The following is a 16,943-nucleotide window of genomic DNA, read 5'->3' on the forward strand; positions in this document are numbered from 1 at the left end:
AGCGGGTTATTAAAGTGTTTCGTCTGTTTCTGAGATTTCTGGCGGTTCCACGCCATTCATGGCTGCAGCAACTGCCTGAGATAAGTTAGTCGGCTGGAAATCCACTGGTGTTTCACTCAACGGCTCTTCAGGCTCTGGTTCAGGTTCTTCATGCAGACGGATATCAATCCAGCGGCCTTCTGGAATATCAAGTGGATTTTCGAGATCAGCTACAATGGCTGCCTTTTCCACATCAAACTTACGTTTATAAGTTTTAATAGAAAGATCACCATTTTCTAAGGTTGAATATTCAACTGCTACTACCGTATTACCGTTGGCATCCTTAGGTACTTCGATATACCAACCTTCCTGTGCAAAGCCTAAAGAGCCCTTAATCAGATAGTCACCAGTGCCTAATTTGTCAAAAGTGATCGGTTGCTTGGCAGCATCGTTATTTAGCTCAATATGACTTTGGAAAAGCTTAACGACTGGTGAAGCGGCTTTAATAAAACCATTTCCATCAGTTGTAGTATTTTGTGCAGTCAATAAATTAAACCAATTAGACCAAGTACCACTATTATTAAATCGATACTTCAGGGCAGAATATGAGGCAGCTTTCCCAAGCTGAAATGAATGACTTCCATTTGTATATAAACCCATTGAGCGTCGGGTACAGTGTAAAAAGAAACCATAAGGACCAATACTATTACCAGTATCATTTGTTAAAGTGTCATCTGTTCGAAAAAAACCATTATTAAGAGGAGCAACCATATCAGATACACGAGAACCTTCAGCCCCTATCCCCCAATCACCGACTCTTAGTGCTCGTCCCGGCGTAGGATCATATTGACTTGTTGTTGACGCTAGTACAGCAGCAGTTCCTAACCCCAAATTCATTCTAGCTGTCTGTGCATTATCAGCTCCTAATCCTCCCTGAGAAATTGATAAAGGGGTTGTAAGTCCCTTAAGCTCACTAATATCACTATTTACCCCACTTGCAGCTGCGCCTAGGTTAGCTCGTGCACCAGCCGCTGTAGTTGCCCCCGTTCCACCTTGAGAGATAGCTGCAGTACCAACTACTTGAGAAAAGTTGGGTGCCAGATTGGGAATACCTGACGCAAATGGCAACATAAACTGCCGCTTGCCCTGTGAGGCGTTATATGGGAATGGCCGATGATCCCAACTAAATTTAAAAACAAGATTTGCCATTATGCTGTTACTCCGTCAATCACTTGGAAAGTCAAAGTTTCAGTGTGCTGTGTAGTGCCACTAACTACAGCTTTAATATCCATCTGACACAGCCCTAAAGGCCAAGTTGCAGTGCTTGCACTAGATTTAATGTTCAGCCACCCTTTCTGTGTGCTTTGGCTTAATGCAGTACAAGTTAATGTGGCCACAGTAGCACCATCAGCCAGAGCTTTAACCTGTGAAGTGAAGGTATAACCTGTAAGATCAATTGCACGGCGCACATCATCTGGTGGATATTGCAGGGCTTCATCCATATCAACTAGCTGAAGATTTAAGTTGAAAGTGTCACCACGCTTAAATACAAAATTGCTCATAAGTGATTCCTATAGACATAAAAAAACCACCGATGAGGTGGTAGTGATTAAGACATAAAGTACCTCTCAAAATGGAGGTCTCATAATTCAAATTAATTAATATCTAGGTTTATATCTCTTGTTTCCTCCACTCGTAATACAGTAGTGCCCACCTCTAGGACCCACGCAATAATCCACCACAGCACATGAACAATCACTATCGTAGTAGGTTTTTTTCTGTTTTCTTTCAGAATGATGAGGATGAGATTTTAAGGCCTGATAATTATTTGACGTGGTTGATCGAGACTTTTGTTTAAAACAGCCATCCGTTTCACATAATAGCTTTGTTGATAACCACTGAGGTGATGAGGAATTTAAGGAAATACATGCCCAGTTTCCTTTCATCTCATAAATATCAACTTTTTCCCCACGTCCTAACTTTCCTACTACTTGACCGTTTGGTTTATCTCTAATATTTAAAGAATTAGTGTTGATATATTTTGATTCGATAACTTCCTCTACTGCACTCTGCGCATTTTCTGAGTCTGAAGTTTGTTTTGGAGAGTTATCATTGCCTGAACCAAAAATCCCTAAAGCTACTAATCCTGCGGCACCCCAGCCTAAAGTTGATTTTTTCATGTTTTACCATTTGTTATAAATTTCCATTACTGTAACAGAATGTAATCACAAATGATAATATGCTGAGGTCATTAAAAATAATCGCCTTGCAGTAGCTTTTTCTTGAACTCAAAGCTCATTATCTAAATCGACACTTACTCCAGTAACAACGTTATGTTTAGGCCCTCCGAGACTAACAACATTAGCCAAGCGTATATTCACATCAGAAACACATAGCTTGTTTTCAGATTGCCATTTGCTCAACTCAACAGACATAACATCTTCAAGATGCCGTTCCAGTTCTTGCCGTTTAATTTCGATTTCTTCTAAAGTCAGCATACATGACATATCAATTCACCTTGTACCCAATGCTCACATTATACTGAATGAAATCAGCATCTTTACCCGCATAAATAGATTGGCCATTCAAACATTCTAAGTGTTCGATTGTGAAATATTCAAAATGAGCAAGTAATGCATCACTCAATTTTGTGATTTCAATTATTCCTGAATTGGGACGTGCAAAGCATTGAATCATGATATTACCGGTACGGCGAGTACATGGCTTATCTGCAATGCCAGAATTAAAACTGGGACCACCTGCAATCGTTAAGCGGCACCAAACACCATCTTTAGGTACATTAAAGCCTGGAGCATTTGGATACTGTATTCTGTCCTGCGCAATACCAGTAAAGCTTTGCATACGATCAATAATAGCTTGCCTTGTTTGCTCTAAAGTCATTGCCATCTTAACCACCGTACTTTTGAGAAATAAAGTTAAACGTGAGGCCATAAATACCTTGTGGTGCTTGATCAGACCAGCCGTTTTCTAAGCGGGGTGCATAAGCTTTATTGTTCTGGATATAAACCAAATTGCCCAATTTAATCTTTACAGCTTGAATTGCTGCATCTTGAATTGGGTTTGTTTCAGGTTCACGCACGCCGAAATCAGCAGATCCAATCGAAACAATATGTGAAGCACGGTATGCTCCAGTATCAACAGGACTTAAATTAACTAAGGATTGCACGGTATCCATGACAATATTCTTTACATGTGCTTCTGCTGCTTTAGACACATCAAGACTAAAACTAGTCGGCTTTTTCCCCTTCCACCCCATGACTTTTAACCTCGCTTTCCTCATACATCTTAAAGAGATCCTGAGCGATCGCCTGAATTGAATAAGCTTCAAACTCAGAGCTCGGTTCTCGTTCACCCATGAGCTTTTTAATCTTTTGCCAGACATGAACAGCTTCATGTAAAAGCAATCCATACACTTCAATCTGATTTCTTTCTGAAGTATCACCAAGCTGAACAACTGCATATGCACCTTCGGAATAGAAATCAACCTGAGCTGCAGCCCCTTCAATAGACAAGAATTGATCGACCTTATTCATGTCCTCAAATAGCAAATCCATATGCAGTTGATTTCGAACTAATGTGTAATGCACATGCTGAAATGGTGAGATAAGCCACAAAGGAACGTAGTTTGTATTTACCATTCAAACTCCTAAATTGCGCCCATTAAAAAACCCACCGAAGTGGGTTTTAATTTATGCAACTGAGCACTTTTCTAATTTTAAAGACCAGTCTTCTCCAAATCTTCGATTAAGATAGTTAGTAATTTCTTCTTCGTATTTTGGAAATGTTGCCTCAGTTACTACTACAGCATTTCGACCACCTGTAACTCCATATCGGTCAAAGCCATTTTCAGCATCTCTAGAAGTTGTATTATTTGAAAGATAAACTTTTGCCTTACCATCTTTAATTAGACTAGCTTTGCCTCTTACATTTGGGCATTTCTTTTCTGGGATTTCAATGACGATTACATATGCTTGAGTTGCCATAATTTAATTACACCTTCTCAATTATGAAATCAACGCCAGTTGTCATTCCACCACTAAAACTATGGGCAGTTAACTTAGCAGACTCTTCATCATCTATTTGACCAAATTCTACAGCTTTTTCTTTTGAATCTGTTGTAGTAAGCAATCCCTCATTGTCTGGAATTAAATATTTACCAGAATCGGTTAACTTAACGATATACCCCATAATTTCCCCAAGAAAGTATTTTAAAAATAGGTATATAGCTTAAATCAACTAAATTAATCAATACAAGCTTATACCTTCCTCAACTGACATTTCCAAATAGTAGAAGCTGGATCCTGTTGAATATGAATTACCCGGAATGAGCCTAAGGCTGTTAACCACTCATCATCAATCTTTGGCTCTTTGGTAACTTCATTCTGCAGCACTGTAGCCTTTTTATCTGTGGCCAGTACTCCAAGCGTCTGAATCTCATATTGACTGTATGAGCCAAACAGAACGCCACGACCAGAATAGTTTTCTTTAACTTCGACATAAGTTTCAGTTTTAGGATCCCAATCTTTTCTTGAGATCCGGTCACAAGTAAATGAATGAACGGCGTCCGCTAAATCATCATTAAATGCTTCAGCAATATCTGCCTGAATTTCTTCACGTAAGCCCATTTAAATTTTCCTGACAAAAAATACAGCTTTTCGTTTGCTGTAAGGCTTAATCAAATCAAGAATGAATTGTTCGATTGCACTAAGCTTTACTGATCCGTCCTGATATTCCTTTTCGGTCTCAACCGTATCAGCTTTGACCTTCTTACGTTTTAGTGCCTGTTCCTGCCCTTGATATAGATCACCTTTCATAATGCCCTTGATGATTTGATAGGAGGCCGTTTTTAAAGGTTCAGGTACTTGGGTAGCATCTTCATAAGGCTTAACGTTACGTGCTAATAGATATGCTTCGGCCATTTGGAGGTATTGAGCCTTATCACTGGCAGATAAAGCATCAAAGCCTTCAACATGTTCTATCGCTTCTTGTTCAGTGATAAAGCTCATGAATTATTCCTTTGGAATTAATGCTAAAAGTTCATCTTTTTAGCACCTGCTTCAAATGCAATGCCTTTTTCAGTTAGTACAGCTCGAAGCTCATCTACTTTTAGACCAGCATAGTTAATTGGTTGTGGTTGAGTATCACTTGGTTTTTGGTCATCTTCAGGTGTTTGACCACCTTCACCTGATTCAAGTTCAGCAATACGTGCTTTCATTGCTTCGGTATCATTTTGAAAGGCAATAAATTCGCCCTTTACTGTTGCCAGTTGTTCTTCGAGTTCAGCAATTTTTGTTTCTGTCATTTGTTGTCTTTCCCGTGCACGGTTAAATGATGAAAGTCCCATATGTGGATCTCCAAAAAGATAAGGCGGTGTTACCCGCCTTTTTGTTATTTGATCTTGTGCTTGAATGCCACAATACGGATCTGTTTAGGATCGTAGACACGTTCCCAGTTTGCGGCTGTTGCTAGACCAGCATTATTAGGTGCAATACCTGTATCACCTGCCCACTTAATGCCACGAGGATGCAATACAAAGTGACGGCGGTTAATAAGAATATCTGTACCTGCTAGGCTGTCTCGGTCAGTCTCTACACCAACTGGTGCACCAATATCTTGGAAACCAATCGCACCTTGGCCAAACAAGAAAGAGGTAAATACATCACCATCCACTGGCATACCGTCATCGACAATCACACGGCGATCCATAAAAGTTTTGTAAAGCACCACACCATCAGCATCACGCACAGTTTCAATTAAACCTTGCTTGGCTAGTGCTGCCATTGTGAATGAGTGCATTGAAATCGCTGTTAATTTATCAACAGCATCTCCCAATTTATAAGATGCATCGATAAATGAATGACCATCAATTACGGCTGCTGCTCCAGTACCAGCCGAAATGTCATGGGTATTACCTGCCATGCTTGCAGACCCAAATACACCTTTAAGTGTATTTACGGTAAACCCCTGAAATTCACGAGCCCAGTAATCTGCTACAAGATCAGCAATCGCACCCAATGGGTCATCACCAGATAATGCTTTAGATAAATCATTTGCACCCCAAGCCTTACCACGGGCATGCAAAATAGCAATATCTTTACCAGCCGTGATGTTATTTACCCCAAGAGCTTTACCATCTGAAAGTACTTCGGACTCACCGCTTAAATCATTCCAGAAAGGAATATTTACTGTGGTACCGCCTTCTGTACCAAAAGCGACTTTTTCATCAAGCTCCCCAACAATGCCTGACTGCCATAATGCAGACTTCTCGGCAGTCTTATTTAATACGTACGGAGTAAATAACTCAGGTACGATTACATCAGCAATTTTTGTCTCAGCCATTAGGCTTTACTCCTTAAAGTTTAATACCGTGTTTTGCCGCTAGCTCTTTAGCTAGTTGCGGGTTTTCATTTCGTAATTGCGCCAATTTGGTCATATTTACCGAGCCATCTGCTTTGAGAATGTCTGGCTGACCTTTTGAATTGTTGCTACCAGGTGCGCCCATGCCATTAGGTTTAGGCCAGTAATACGGTTTTTGCTCGCGTAGAGATTCAACCCATTCTTTTGGGGTCATCGGTGTTTGGCCGTCTTTACCAATGACTACTTCCCCGTTTTCATCAACTGCCACAGCTTTGCCGTTTTCATCTAATGCAAACTTTGACTGAGCTAAAAAGGCGATATCAGGGGTCGCTTCTGGCAATGCTTCAAGTTCAATTGCAGCCTGCACAATTTGGCTTTGAATTACTGATTGCTTGAACTTTTGAGCATAAGCTTCGGCTTTATCGGCACGTTCTTTTTCGGCCTTCAGTAACTTTTCATGCTCTTCACGCATCTTCTCGGTGCGCTTCTGAATCACTTCGTTAACCTTGCCTTCTGCGATTAATTTGGCCTCTTCATCCTGGTCAATTTGAGCAAAGACTTTCTTAACAATTTCAGGATCAATTCCTTCAAATTGTTTCTGAAGTTTTTGAAGTTCCAACTTTGCATTCTTAGCAGCATCTCGCTCGCTTTGAAGTGCAGATTTCAAACCTTTTGGATCTTCATAACCTTCTAAGTCGAGGCGAAACTTCCCGTTTTCCTCGACATATAAAGCTCGGTGTTCTTCTTTGATTGCATCAAGTGAATCAACAATAAATGGCAATGACATGTTCAAACCTCTCGTTTGATTGGGTAAAGACTTATCTCAAGGCATTAAAAAAGCGCCCCTAAGGACGCTAAATTTCGATTGAAAACTTAGTAATTTGTTGCAAATAAACGGTAGCCTTCTAGCTCCCAAAGTTTATTTTCAGCTGACTTTTCTGCATTTCCACGAGCCATACGCTCACCAATTTCAGCATCAAAGTTTTCAGCATTCACACATGCACTAAAACCCGTTGCTAGGAAAAACTTTCCATCTAAAAATGCATGGACAAAAGTAGATGTCGTGCCACCGGGGCGTTGCTCAACCGTATATGTAACACGCTCCATCAATGAATCAATTTGCGCTTTAGTTACTCGGGGTGCCACAGACTTTTCAGCTAACTCTTGCTCTGTTACTTCTTTGATCATTTTCTTCTCACAAAAAAAGCACCCGAAGGTGCTAAGGTTAAAAATTAAGTTCTAATTGATGAGTGCAATCGCTTTTAATCTTTCAAAAGTAAAACCATAAATTGCCATGGCTCTTGAAATCTTAATTTGAAGAAATGGCACCAGAATTAATTTTGTGCTCAGAATATATTGAGCATCCGACATATTGATTTGCTTTTCAGACATTTGTAGTACCTTTCGCTACATTTGCTTTGTTTGAGTCGGCCTTGGTTCATCAGTCAGTAAGCGAACACCATGAGCACCATATGCTTCAAAAGTTACAGTAATTGTTGCAGGTCCATTTAAGGCATCAGAATTCATCTGTACTGCTCTTTGTCCAGCTAGTGGTTGTCCAGTTTCTTCATCACAAATAACCAGATAACCTTTCAAAGTAGGGTGACGCTTTAGCACTAAATGTCTTGACTCACTCATAAGCCCAACTCCTTAAAGGTTTGCTCATCCAACTTTCGAAGTTGGTCCAATGTATATAACCGCCCCTCTGGATCGAAGAACTTATCAAAATCAAATTTTCCTTCCTTATAGAGCTTGTAACGTTTCGGCCCCAACCATTCTCTTTGAAAGAAATCATCTGTCTTCTTGAAGAACTCTCTAAACGTAGTATTGGCATCTAGCTGCCCTATTAACTGGCTACGCTCTTCTTTCGGGATGTCTTTAACTCGACGTTCGTCCATAACAAATGGCCGTTCACCAACTAATTTCCCGTCTTTCTCTACAGGTACCAGAATACTTCGGCAATTAGGATGCAACGGCGGTACGCGCTTTGCCGGATCGTTAATCTCCCATACGGAACCATCAAGAGTTGCGCAAAGTTTTGAAGTTCTTCCGTCTAAAGTTGCTACCAGTCTTACGTATTCAAAGCCAATCTGGTTAAAGCTATTGAGATAAGCTTGATTGGCTACATGACTACGAACTGTTCTCACCGTACGGTCGATATCAGTCTTACTGCTACTTAGAAGCCCATCCTCATAATTAAGCCGCTTGGTGCCGCGAATGCGCTGAACTATTTCCTGATTTGTTTTACCTGAGTTGATACCATCCCGAATGGCATACTCAACTTTTTGGCGTGCAGTTTCAGCAATCTTAGAAAGCAGCTCATCAACCAGTGCTCCTCCCACCAACGGTACTTTTTTAGCTGCTGCATAAAGCTTTTCACCATTTGGCTTTTTGATCTTGCCGCCATATAGCTTCGCCGTATAATTGGCTTCATATACTGCCAAGGCAGTAGCAGAAACTGCGAAAGCTTCAGGTAATGCAGTATTTAGTCCTATAAACCACTGAGCAATCAGATCACGAATTTCTTTAAGATTAGTTGTAGTGTACTGTCCACTTGCTAGAGCCATCTTTTCAGAATCATTTAATTCATCAAGCAAATCCCGAAGCTTTGCCAACATTAATATTGACTCATCATTAAAGATTTTTAGTAGCTCATTAACAGATTGAGAAGACACCCGATATAAGTACGCCTGATGTTGGGTAAGTACTTCAATCAATGATTTATCTTCTTTTGAAGCCATACGTCACCTCTACAACGGCATACTGTCCCGTTCACCTTCAACCCGCTTCACTTCTTCCTGATAGTCGTGAGCTGGTAATTTACCTGTCATCAGGTATTCCCAATATGTGCGGAAAGAGTTCTTTCCGGCAATAGCACCTTCATAAAGTTGTTTGGCCAGATTGATATCGTATTGCTGAACGATAAATTCAGGTTCAACCGTAAATGCATATTTTGTTGAATCCAGCTTTAACCACTGAGCTGCATATTTGATAGCTTGTTCAATAGCTGCAGCAGCACAAGTGACAATGCTATGTAGGCTTGCTTGTTGGTCATCCTGACGCGCACGTCGTGCTTCACCTGATTCTTGTGAGTTGGTATCAATCACCTTTGCTCCAGCTTCTAATGCCGAATTCTTTTGAGCATCCATTTCCTTTTTAGTGAGTTCAATGCCACTACCTGAAATTTCGAGATAACCACACTGAGATTCACTAGGAAGGCTCCAGACAGCCATCACACCAGTAACGCTAATATCTTCATCACCCTCAAGTCCATTAATCCAAGGCTGCGGATGAGCTGTATGGTGAAGTGACTGGTAATAATCCGCACTTAGCTGGTAATACTTGAGTGCTGCCTTGGCCATGGTAAGCAATGGTACCGTTCCAACTTGTGGAGAATTATCGGTCGTTCCACAGAAAACAAACGGCGTGAAAGATAGCTGATTACCGCCGAGATCTGGCGTTTTATCTTCTTCAACAGAGCCATCAAATAACCGTACAGTTAGCGCACCATCAACCATAGATAAAACACGGTGAACCGTCTTTGTATCATGCCCAAACTCATCTTCACTATTTTCGAATTGTTCCTCGAGCACTAACAGCTTTAGATCCTTACGGCCACCAATGCTGTTTTCCTTCCAGTTAATGATTGATAGCGCATCATATAGAGCGAAATATGGCACACCAGCCCCATCAACATCGACAAGCAAACCACAGCGCCCAAACTCTAGCAACTCTGAACAAATGCGAATAAAGAGCTGTTTAAGCCCAAAACCATCATTGGTTGCATTCTCTATCAAACCCTTTAACAGAGAACTTTCAATTACGATGTTAGGTTCCAGCTTTGAAACTAAACCAATCATCGTGCGTAATGCGTCCTGAACCCATAGCGGATACTGAGCTCGACTTAGATAGGCCTTATAAATCTCTCCAGTCGTATCACCTTGCTTTTCAGCCTCAATCATTCCGGCCGATTTAGCTAGGTACTTTGTTTGTGCCTGTTTGATCTGCTCTTCACCAGCAACGGCGTCCCGCATAATCTCCCAGCTTTTTTGTGCAGCAATATACTGCGGATGTTTATCAGTAACTGCCATAAAAACACCAATAAAAAAGCACCTGAGAAGGTGCATTGATTAACGAGAAAAACCAGCGATTGCGCGCCGTTTAAATATTTTCTGAATGATGACTGGGAATCTCTTAGCTATTGGATATCCACCAGCGTCCCCAACGTGGTCCAAACCAGCGCTTTTATCTGGCATTCCAAAATCATCATAGACTTGCTGTTCTAAAGTAGCCGTAAAGTTAGGACACTTGTTTGTGTTCACTTTTAAGTGTCGTTCACCCTCAGCATTCAGAATTTGTGCATTAACTGCAGTGATACGATCTTTAATACCGGGATTCACACCATTAACTTCAACTTTGAATCCATTTTTCTTTAAGATTGCATGATCAGATTCACTGAAGTTCTTTGATGATGTTGCCTGACCTGAAGCATCTGGAATCACAGTAATATCGTGATCTGGAAAGCGCTCATTAATCAGTTGACACATCGTCGGTGTATCTCTCACGCCAACCAGTTCATCTAAAGCTCTTGGCTTCCCTTCTCTAATGACATAAACCACAGCAGCCATTTTAAGCACGTTAAAATCCATACCAATGAGTAAAGGCTCACCTTTCTTAATTTCTTCATCCGTGTGGTTTAGAACTCGATCAAAGTCGGGGTAAACAGCACCACTGGTTAAATTGACAAACTGCCCTCTTAAATAAGCTGAAATTAATTGCGGCGGATAAGACTCATAAAGTGATGATATGTAGTCATCTGGAAGATTAGCTTCATTGTCATAAGTTGAAGCTTGAATCATTCCATAGAGCTTACGCTTAGCCTCTGATTTATTTGCCTCTTTAACAAATTGCTCGTATGTAAACTTAAAACCTTCTGGTGTTGTGGCCACATCAATACCGTTGAGCAAACCAGCTTGCTTATAACGCATACGAGCGATGATCTTACGCCAAGCCTGTTGAGCTTTGACCTTGGCCATAACATCAAGCTCATCAATCAAGGCGTGGCCAATTTTAAAACCTACAATGGTTGCTGGTTTCTCCATAGACCGGCAAATGATTGTAGTTCGATATTGCCGACCATAATAGATATCCACCTCTTTATTGGTTTCATAAACCTTAGTTTTAAGCCCCCAATCGAAAGCAACCTCTTCAATAGTTGGAAAGAAAATGTCGCGAATCTGCGGGTAAGTTGGAGCAAAATAACCCAAAGGTACTTTTGGGAATTCCCAAGCTTTGTTGCATAAACTGGAGCATCCAACCCAAGTCTTTCCCGATCCAAAGCCAGCGACAAATGCGCGGAACTTCTTTTCCATCTGCAAAAAATTAGCCTGAGGTACATTCAGTGTCGGATTGATGTTCGGCATCTTTTTTACTCGCATCTACAACTTGAATAGTTACCTTGACTGGTGTTGGATCTTCATCACCTTCACCCTCTCTTAACTTTTCAATCTCAAGTTGCTTTAACTCAAGATTTAAAAGCATGAGGTCATAACCCTGCATTTCTTCCCTAACCTGTTTAATAACCCCTTGCTTCATAAGCCTGTTGTTCTTCCAGTCTTCATAGATCTTCTGAAGTTCTTTAAGCCGATAGGCTTTATTAGCTAAAGGGATGTCATAAACATTCTTTTTAAAGTCCTCTCGGGTTTTATGAAAAAGGTCTTTATATTTCTTACTTAAATTCTTTCCTGCCGCTTTTGTCGGGTCATAAAGTTGTACCTGTTTTCGATCAATCTCAATGTTAAATTCTTGCTTGACAGCATTAGCTACCTGTTGAGGGGTATCCATGCAGGCAAGCGCTTGAACAATAAATATTTTTACCTGTTCTTTAAGTGCAGCCATACCCCCACCTTTGTCTAGCTACGTCTAGCAAAGAAGGCAAAAAAAAGAGCCATTCGGCTCAGTTGATTACGCAGTTTCCGCAGCATTTTGAAATATCAAGTTTCGAAACAAACGGCGGATTCTTTGCAGCTTCAACGATACGTTTAACGCTTTGACTCGCCCCCCACCGTTTGGTTACACCAACAAACTCTTCGACATCGTGACCAGCTAAATAATGTTTAGGTAAACCTGTTGAGCTACTAAAGATCATTTCACCGTCTTCATCACGTTCTACGCCTATATGGTAGAGTTCATGCTCAAGCAAAGCACAAAACTCACGATCATTTGCTTTGTCGCAAAATGTAGCATCAATGGTGATCAAGTATGTTGGCACAAAGCCGAACCAGTCACGCATCTGTTGCTCTTGTCTAGCTTTACGCCAGCCACCGACGTTAAACATTACTTTTTCACACTGCCCCAGTACCATCGCCTGCTTGCTTTTATATGCAGAAGAGGCCCAAGCAAATGCCAAGAACTCTTCATTATCATGAAGTAACTCAGCAATATGATCATGATCTGGATTATAAAGAGGCCCACCAATCGTTAAGTAATTAGCCACAACCCATTTTTTTAGGTCTGGAGCCGGTATTAAACGAATTGCTTCCTCTTCTTCAGCTTGATCAATAAAATCAGTTGGTGGAAACGGTCTGATCTGATCCATTAAATATTTGCCTCTTTAAGTTTTTAAGCCACTGACTAGCAAAATGAGCTTGTATCTGTAACGGGCCAGATTCATTAATTTTAAAACTTGGTGCTGCCTCTAACCGAACAACCGTATATCCCATTGCTTCAGCATCATCGTATCGATCCATACTCCAAGCTTTATCTTTGAGCTTACCTTTTCGACCACCTGACCATGGACCACCCGCAATTTCGACCAGAATACGATGTTCAATTAAATGAAAATCAAAGCGCCAATGCTTTGTTGATTTAAACTTAAATTTCTTTTCATATTTGATTTCAAGCACATCTAATGCCTGGGTAAATTCTTCTTCAGCTTCTAGGTATTTTTGAGTTGCTTTGGGTAATGGGCGGCTTTTGGGTTTTGTTCTTGGTTCTTTTTTTCTTGTGAGCCAAAAATAATCGTTACTGTCCATATAAGGCAGTCCGTAAATTATTAACTTGCTTTTTTAATCTAAGAATTATTCTATCGATAACTAACATTTCATCACGGCTAAGACCCGATCTGGAGAGATTTTGATAGCGCTCAAGTTCCTGTGAATATTTATCCAGATTTTTTTTAGCTTCGTTTTTGTCCATATATCCAGCTCACTTATGTTTATTAAGACGACGAGCAATAAGGCGTTTTTTCTTTTGACTTAGTTTGTTAGGTTTGCTCTTTACTGGATTTGCCTTACAGCTCAAAGGTGATGCATGTCCACCTGATGCAACCAAGGTGCTTAAAACACTTAATTTTGTATTTAAGGCCATTAATCCAGCAGTAGTGGCTAGTAATAATCGGCTCATACGCACTTTTATTTCTCCAAAAGAAAAAGCCCCTCCAATAACCATTTTTTAGAGGGGCCGTTTGCGCCGCAATTATTACGGCAAACTTTTAAACCAAATTATGAGATCAATAATTCATAATTATCAGTTCATTACTTTTCTTACTCTTAGCGGCCAAATCACGACCAACAGAATAATTAATTGAAGTACATGCAAAATTAAAACCTTTAAAGATTTCACGAATCTTTTCATGATCATTAATTGAAAGCATTACCTTCCCTTTGCAAGTCTTCATCTTTTCAGAAAGAAGTTCATACTGATCTAATGGAAAATCCACTCCATAACCTGCTGTATCTAGATACGGCGGATCAGCATAAAAAAATGTATGTTCTCGGTCATACTTATCAAAGCAAATATCCCAGGACAGGTTTTCAATATAGACTCCATTCAAACGCAAATGTGCTGCACTTAAACTTTCCTCTATCCGCAAGAGATTTAAAGAGCGGCCTGTTGTTGCATATCCAAATGTCTGCCCAGAAACCTTACCACCAAACGCATGTTGCTGAAGGTAATAAAATCTTGCAGCTCGCTGAATATCCGTTAGTGTGTCTGGTACTTTTAGTTTTTCCCATTCAAAAATCTGGCGACTTGAAATGCACCATTTGAATTGACGCACAAATTCTTCTAAATGGTTCTGAACAACCCTGTAAAGGTTTACGAGTTCACCATTCAGATCATTTATTACTTCAGTTCTTGCTGGTTCTTCCCTTAAGAAAAATAATGCTGCTCCACCACAAAATAATTCCACATAACATGAATGTTCTGGGAACCTACACAACAAATCCTTAGCCAAACGGGTTTTACCACCTTGCCATGGAATTATTGGTTTTGATTTCATAAAAATTTTCCTGTGCAAAAGCTTATATTTTTGATAGCCTTCTGCCGTCGTGTGCACGATAGGCTGGGCTTGCTTTTGACAGGCTAAGGCTGTCAGGAGGTCGAGGTACTGTTACCGCAGTACTTCGTCCCCAGTTTTACTCGATACAAAAAACTCGGTCCCTTTTGGAACCGAGTTTTTTTATTTATTTATTTTCTAAAGCTGTTACGCGAGTTTTAAGAGCTTTGATTTCATTCTCTAATTCAGCGTTTGTCATAGTCATGCTGTTTATTCCTAGAATTAAGACTAAAAATAAAAAAACTCGGTATCCTTAAGGACCCGAGCTTTTAATGAGGCCATAAAAAAGCCCACCTGTTTAGATGAGCTTTTAAATGCAATTTGGTCTAATTTATACTTCGACCAATTTAATAAAACTATACCTCAAATAGCACAAAAGTGGAAACTAATTTCTTGCTTCATTTAAGGTTTCTTTCTTATAGCGTTCAGCGATTACAGTAGCTTTTAAAATTTCTTCATTAAGCGCGGCAATCATCATATCTTCGTATCGTTTCCATGTTTTGCGGTATACCTCCGGATCCATTTGGAAACTTCTAATGCCGGCATAAACAAGTCGACCAGGATCCTTATGTGCGTTTTCTAATTCGGGATCTAAAGCAAAATCAATAACAATACGAGCAATTAACCAAGCTAAGTGGTAAATAGCTATCCCCTTAGGCTCTCTTCTTTTATCTTTCTCTGCCCCATCAATCATTATTTTAGCTAAATGATTGCGAACATATTCATAATCCCGTTGGGACTTTCCTTCGGTCATAATGACCATTGCAACTGATTTTGTTAGTTGTTCACCCATTGCAGCTACCACCCCTAATTTGTCATGAAAGTCTATTGACCTCCCATCAGTACATCTAACGTTCGCAGCACCAAATGAAGGTGATTTCGGGTTTAAGCCACAAACGAACCATTCAAAAATAGAAAATCTTGACCAATCCATTACAACTGTAGTCATAAGATAAGCACCCCCTATACCTTAATTATTCAATAACGTTTGGAACTCACTAAATGACAGTTCCTCAACTGGTTCATCTACACTTGCTTCTTGATCAAGCGCCCAAGGATTCACGTAAACTTTATCTCCACATATCACTGCGAGCTTTCCATGAAACTGGCAGCCTGAAAATTCCAGACTATATTTTTCAACAAACAATCCTGCTAAAACCTCACAATCATCTGTAGTCAAATTCGTTTCCATATTAATTTTTAATATGAAAAACCGCTTATCTGCCGTCCAGCCTACCGTTTCAATGTCACTCATAAACTTTTCTCAAACCTCTCTAATATCAATACCGTGTACAGTTTTCATTAAATGTTTCTTATTGCGATAACTAGGTAATTTCCTAGTAGCAATAGACTTAACGTCCTCAACGATGTACTCGCCATTGATGAGGTAGTAAGTAAAATCAGCAAAATATCTAAGTGCCGGCTTTGTTCTCTTTTCCCCCTCTATCTTAGTTTTAGGAGCCAATTCAAATTTTGCATGGTGCTCTAATCCAAAGATTTCACCGCGTTGCTACATGGCTTTAAGTTCGATATATCGCTTGAGTTCTTTTTTGCTATCGAAAGTCATCCCATCTAATGTGACTTTTGAAGCATTAAATTTATTACGGCCATTTTTAGCTTTATGGCCGTTTGGAAATTTAGAGTGATAATCAGCTAAACTCATCGATGTCATTTAGGCTCACCACCATTGAGCACTTGCTCTAAAGCTTTAAAGGTTCGAATCATCGCCATTTTTAGAAATTCATGATTGCCGCGCATGTCCTCTTCAACATACTGCAAAGCAAATTGAGTCTCTTTTAATGCCGCATCCACCCGCTTTTGCAGCTTCAACATGTTTATGCCTTGTTGAGTGTATAGGGCTTGCAGCTCGTCACGCTCTTGCTTGATTTTTTTAAAGTGAACTTCATGACCAATCACTTCACCGTGATGAGATGCTTTAAGCTCTGTAATTTCTTGATGCAAATCAATAATTGCCTGAGCCTTCACACGGTTTAAGCGCTCAAGTTCTGCAATGCGCCCATGATTACCTTTTATTGTGGCTTTAAGCTCGTCCACTTTCGCTTGATGGTGCTGTAAGTACTCATGAAGGTTAAGGCTGTCTGGATGAGCTTCAATAAATTCCTCCCATCCATTTCTTACATGTCTTAGCCACCCATCTGCATCGCCAAAATTTCTATTATTGTGATCAGCAATATAGCCATCTAACGAATATGTTATTTTTTCAGCGATAACTTTATATTTATCCATC

Annotated in this window: 28 protein-coding genes and 2 pseudogenes; all 30 read right to left on the minus strand. The window is 40.1% G+C overall.

The genetic code is table 11. The annotated features are described in order from the left end of the window. Window positions 1-9: 9 nt before the first annotated feature. The 30 genes and pseudogenes from EG365_RS02160 to EG365_RS19440 all read right to left on the minus strand — a co-directional run bounded on the left by EG365_RS02160 (window position 10) and on the right by EG365_RS19440 (window position 16,942). Window positions 10-1,188, minus strand: coding sequence for a hypothetical protein (locus EG365_RS02160; protein WP_000002408.1), 1,179 nt, complete (start codon window positions 1,186-1,188; stop codon window positions 10-12). Then, complete coding sequence (locus EG365_RS02165) at window positions 1,188-1,541, minus strand: hypothetical protein (protein ID WP_000064593.1); 354 nt, start codon at window positions 1,539-1,541, stop codon at window positions 1,188-1,190. The genes EG365_RS02160 and EG365_RS02165 overlap by 1 nt, the downstream gene beginning before the upstream one ends. A gap of 96 nt (window positions 1,542-1,637) precedes the next feature. Then, window positions 1,638-2,159 carry an SH3 domain-containing protein gene (locus EG365_RS02170; protein WP_000749907.1) on the minus strand — a complete coding sequence of 174 codons (522 nt, stop codon included), beginning with the start codon at window positions 2,157-2,159 and terminating at the stop codon, window positions 1,638-1,640. A 108-nt stretch (window positions 2,160-2,267) separates the two neighbouring features. Beyond that, window positions 2,268-2,486, minus strand: coding sequence for a hypothetical protein (locus tag EG365_RS02175; RefSeq protein ID WP_001277696.1), 219 nt, complete (start codon window positions 2,484-2,486; stop codon window positions 2,268-2,270). Between the two features lies 1 nt (window position 2,487). Continuing rightward, window positions 2,488-2,886, minus strand: coding sequence for a phage tail terminator-like protein (locus EG365_RS02180; protein ID WP_001251864.1), 399 nt, complete (start codon window positions 2,884-2,886; stop codon window positions 2,488-2,490). A 1-nt stretch (window position 2,887) separates the two neighbouring features. Beyond that, window positions 2,888-3,256 (minus strand): hypothetical protein, encoded by a 369-nt coding sequence (locus tag EG365_RS02185; RefSeq protein ID WP_000539749.1) that lies wholly within the window; start codon window positions 3,254-3,256, stop codon window positions 2,888-2,890. Continuing rightward, complete coding sequence (locus EG365_RS02190) at window positions 3,228-3,638, minus strand: hypothetical protein (protein ID WP_000248411.1); 411 nt, start codon at window positions 3,636-3,638, stop codon at window positions 3,228-3,230. The genes EG365_RS02185 and EG365_RS02190 overlap by 29 nt, the downstream gene beginning before the upstream one ends. 51 nt (window positions 3,639-3,689) lie before the next feature. Beyond that, the gene (locus tag EG365_RS02195) at window positions 3,690-3,983 is read right to left on the minus strand and encodes a hypothetical protein (RefSeq protein WP_000235282.1); all 294 of its coding nucleotides are present in this window, start codon (window positions 3,981-3,983) and stop codon (window positions 3,690-3,692) included. Between the two features lie 7 nt (window positions 3,984-3,990). Next, entirely contained in the window at window positions 3,991-4,188 is a 198-nt protein-coding gene (locus EG365_RS02200) for a hypothetical protein (protein WP_000540685.1), read from the minus strand. Between the two features lie 68 nt (window positions 4,189-4,256). After that, window positions 4,257-4,625 carry a hypothetical protein gene (locus tag EG365_RS02205; RefSeq protein WP_000524257.1) on the minus strand — a complete coding sequence of 123 codons (369 nt, stop codon included), beginning with the start codon at window positions 4,623-4,625 and terminating at the stop codon, window positions 4,257-4,259. Next, a complete protein-coding gene (locus EG365_RS02210; protein WP_000008459.1) occupies window positions 4,626-5,006 on the minus strand; it encodes a hypothetical protein in 381 nt (126 codons plus the stop codon). Window positions 5,007-5,009: 3 nt separating this feature from the next. Then, window positions 5,010-5,344, minus strand: a pseudogene (locus tag EG365_RS02215) (HeH/LEM domain protein). Window positions 5,345-5,388: 44 nt separating this feature from the next. Beyond that, the gene (locus EG365_RS02220) at window positions 5,389-6,339 is read right to left on the minus strand and encodes a major capsid protein (RefSeq protein WP_000852265.1); all 951 of its coding nucleotides are present in this window, start codon (window positions 6,337-6,339) and stop codon (window positions 5,389-5,391) included. 13 nt (window positions 6,340-6,352) lie between these two features. Next, on the minus strand, window positions 6,353-7,144 hold the full coding sequence (locus EG365_RS02225; RefSeq protein WP_000056390.1) for a hypothetical protein: 792 nt from the start codon (window positions 7,142-7,144) through the stop codon (window positions 6,353-6,355). An 86-nt stretch (window positions 7,145-7,230) separates the two neighbouring features. Continuing rightward, entirely contained in the window at window positions 7,231-7,545 is a 315-nt protein-coding gene (locus tag EG365_RS02230) for a Gp49 family protein (RefSeq protein ID WP_000589038.1), read from the minus strand. Window positions 7,546-7,596: 51 nt separating this feature from the next. Then, entirely contained in the window at window positions 7,597-7,749 is a 153-nt protein-coding gene (locus tag EG365_RS19265) for a hypothetical protein (RefSeq protein WP_001291451.1), read from the minus strand. 15 nt (window positions 7,750-7,764) lie between these two features. After that, complete coding sequence (locus EG365_RS02235) at window positions 7,765-7,995, minus strand: hypothetical protein (RefSeq protein ID WP_000004550.1); 231 nt, start codon at window positions 7,993-7,995, stop codon at window positions 7,765-7,767. Continuing rightward, window positions 7,992-9,098, minus strand: a complete 1,107-nt coding sequence (locus EG365_RS02240; protein WP_000146970.1) for a minor capsid protein — start codon at window positions 9,096-9,098, stop codon at window positions 7,992-7,994. The genes EG365_RS02235 and EG365_RS02240 overlap by 4 nt, the downstream gene beginning before the upstream one ends. A 9-nt stretch (window positions 9,099-9,107) precedes the next feature. Next, window positions 9,108-10,448, minus strand: coding sequence for a DUF4055 domain-containing protein (locus EG365_RS02245; protein ID WP_000301495.1), 1,341 nt, complete (start codon window positions 10,446-10,448; stop codon window positions 9,108-9,110). A 39-nt stretch (window positions 10,449-10,487) separates the two neighbouring features. Continuing rightward, on the minus strand, window positions 10,488-11,780 hold the full coding sequence (locus tag EG365_RS02250; RefSeq protein WP_001132930.1) for a terminase large subunit domain-containing protein: 1,293 nt from the start codon (window positions 11,778-11,780) through the stop codon (window positions 10,488-10,490). After that, window positions 11,740-12,255 (minus strand): DUF2280 domain-containing protein, encoded by a 516-nt coding sequence (locus EG365_RS02255; RefSeq protein WP_000729387.1) that lies wholly within the window; start codon window positions 12,253-12,255, stop codon window positions 11,740-11,742. The genes EG365_RS02250 and EG365_RS02255 overlap by 41 nt, the downstream gene beginning before the upstream one ends. A gap of 58 nt (window positions 12,256-12,313) precedes the next feature. Further along, complete coding sequence (locus EG365_RS02260; protein ID WP_123806484.1) at window positions 12,314-12,955, minus strand: putative metallopeptidase; 642 nt, start codon at window positions 12,953-12,955, stop codon at window positions 12,314-12,316. Beyond that, window positions 12,924-13,391: a hypothetical protein gene (locus EG365_RS02265; RefSeq protein WP_000377940.1), complete on the minus strand. Its 468-nt coding sequence runs from the start codon at window positions 13,389-13,391 to the stop codon at window positions 12,924-12,926. The genes EG365_RS02260 and EG365_RS02265 overlap by 32 nt, the downstream gene beginning before the upstream one ends. Next, on the minus strand, window positions 13,381-13,554 hold the full coding sequence (locus tag EG365_RS19270) for a hypothetical protein (RefSeq protein ID WP_000359988.1): 174 nt from the start codon (window positions 13,552-13,554) through the stop codon (window positions 13,381-13,383). Before EG365_RS19270 ends, EG365_RS02265 begins: the two co-directional genes overlap by 11 nt. A gap of 9 nt (window positions 13,555-13,563) precedes the next feature. Next, the gene (locus EG365_RS02270; RefSeq protein WP_000234406.1) at window positions 13,564-13,806 is read right to left on the minus strand and encodes a hypothetical protein; all 243 of its coding nucleotides are present in this window, start codon (window positions 13,804-13,806) and stop codon (window positions 13,564-13,566) included. 61 nt (window positions 13,807-13,867) lie between these two features. Continuing rightward, window positions 13,868-14,638, minus strand: a complete 771-nt coding sequence (locus tag EG365_RS02275; protein WP_000837653.1) for a DNA adenine methylase — start codon at window positions 14,636-14,638, stop codon at window positions 13,868-13,870. 442 nt (window positions 14,639-15,080) lie between these two features. Then, entirely contained in the window at window positions 15,081-15,644 is a 564-nt protein-coding gene (locus EG365_RS02280; RefSeq protein WP_000214488.1) for a hypothetical protein, read from the minus strand. A 21-nt stretch (window positions 15,645-15,665) separates the two neighbouring features. Beyond that, window positions 15,666-15,950 (minus strand): hypothetical protein, encoded by a 285-nt coding sequence (locus tag EG365_RS02285; protein ID WP_001279873.1) that lies wholly within the window; start codon window positions 15,948-15,950, stop codon window positions 15,666-15,668. Between the two features lie 9 nt (window positions 15,951-15,959). Beyond that, a pseudogene (locus EG365_RS02290) lies at window positions 15,960-16,367 on the minus strand (DUF1064 domain-containing protein). Next, window positions 16,364-16,942, minus strand: a complete 579-nt coding sequence (locus tag EG365_RS19440) for a hypothetical protein (protein WP_000362169.1) — start codon at window positions 16,940-16,942, stop codon at window positions 16,364-16,366. The pseudogene EG365_RS02290 and the gene EG365_RS19440 overlap by 4 nt, the downstream one beginning before the upstream one ends. Window position 16,943 lies beyond the last annotated feature (1 nt).

Origin of the sequence: Acinetobacter sp. FDAARGOS_494, assembly GCF_003812225.1 — a bacterium.
Classification (GTDB): domain Bacteria; phylum Pseudomonadota; class Gammaproteobacteria; order Pseudomonadales; family Moraxellaceae; genus Acinetobacter; species Acinetobacter baumannii.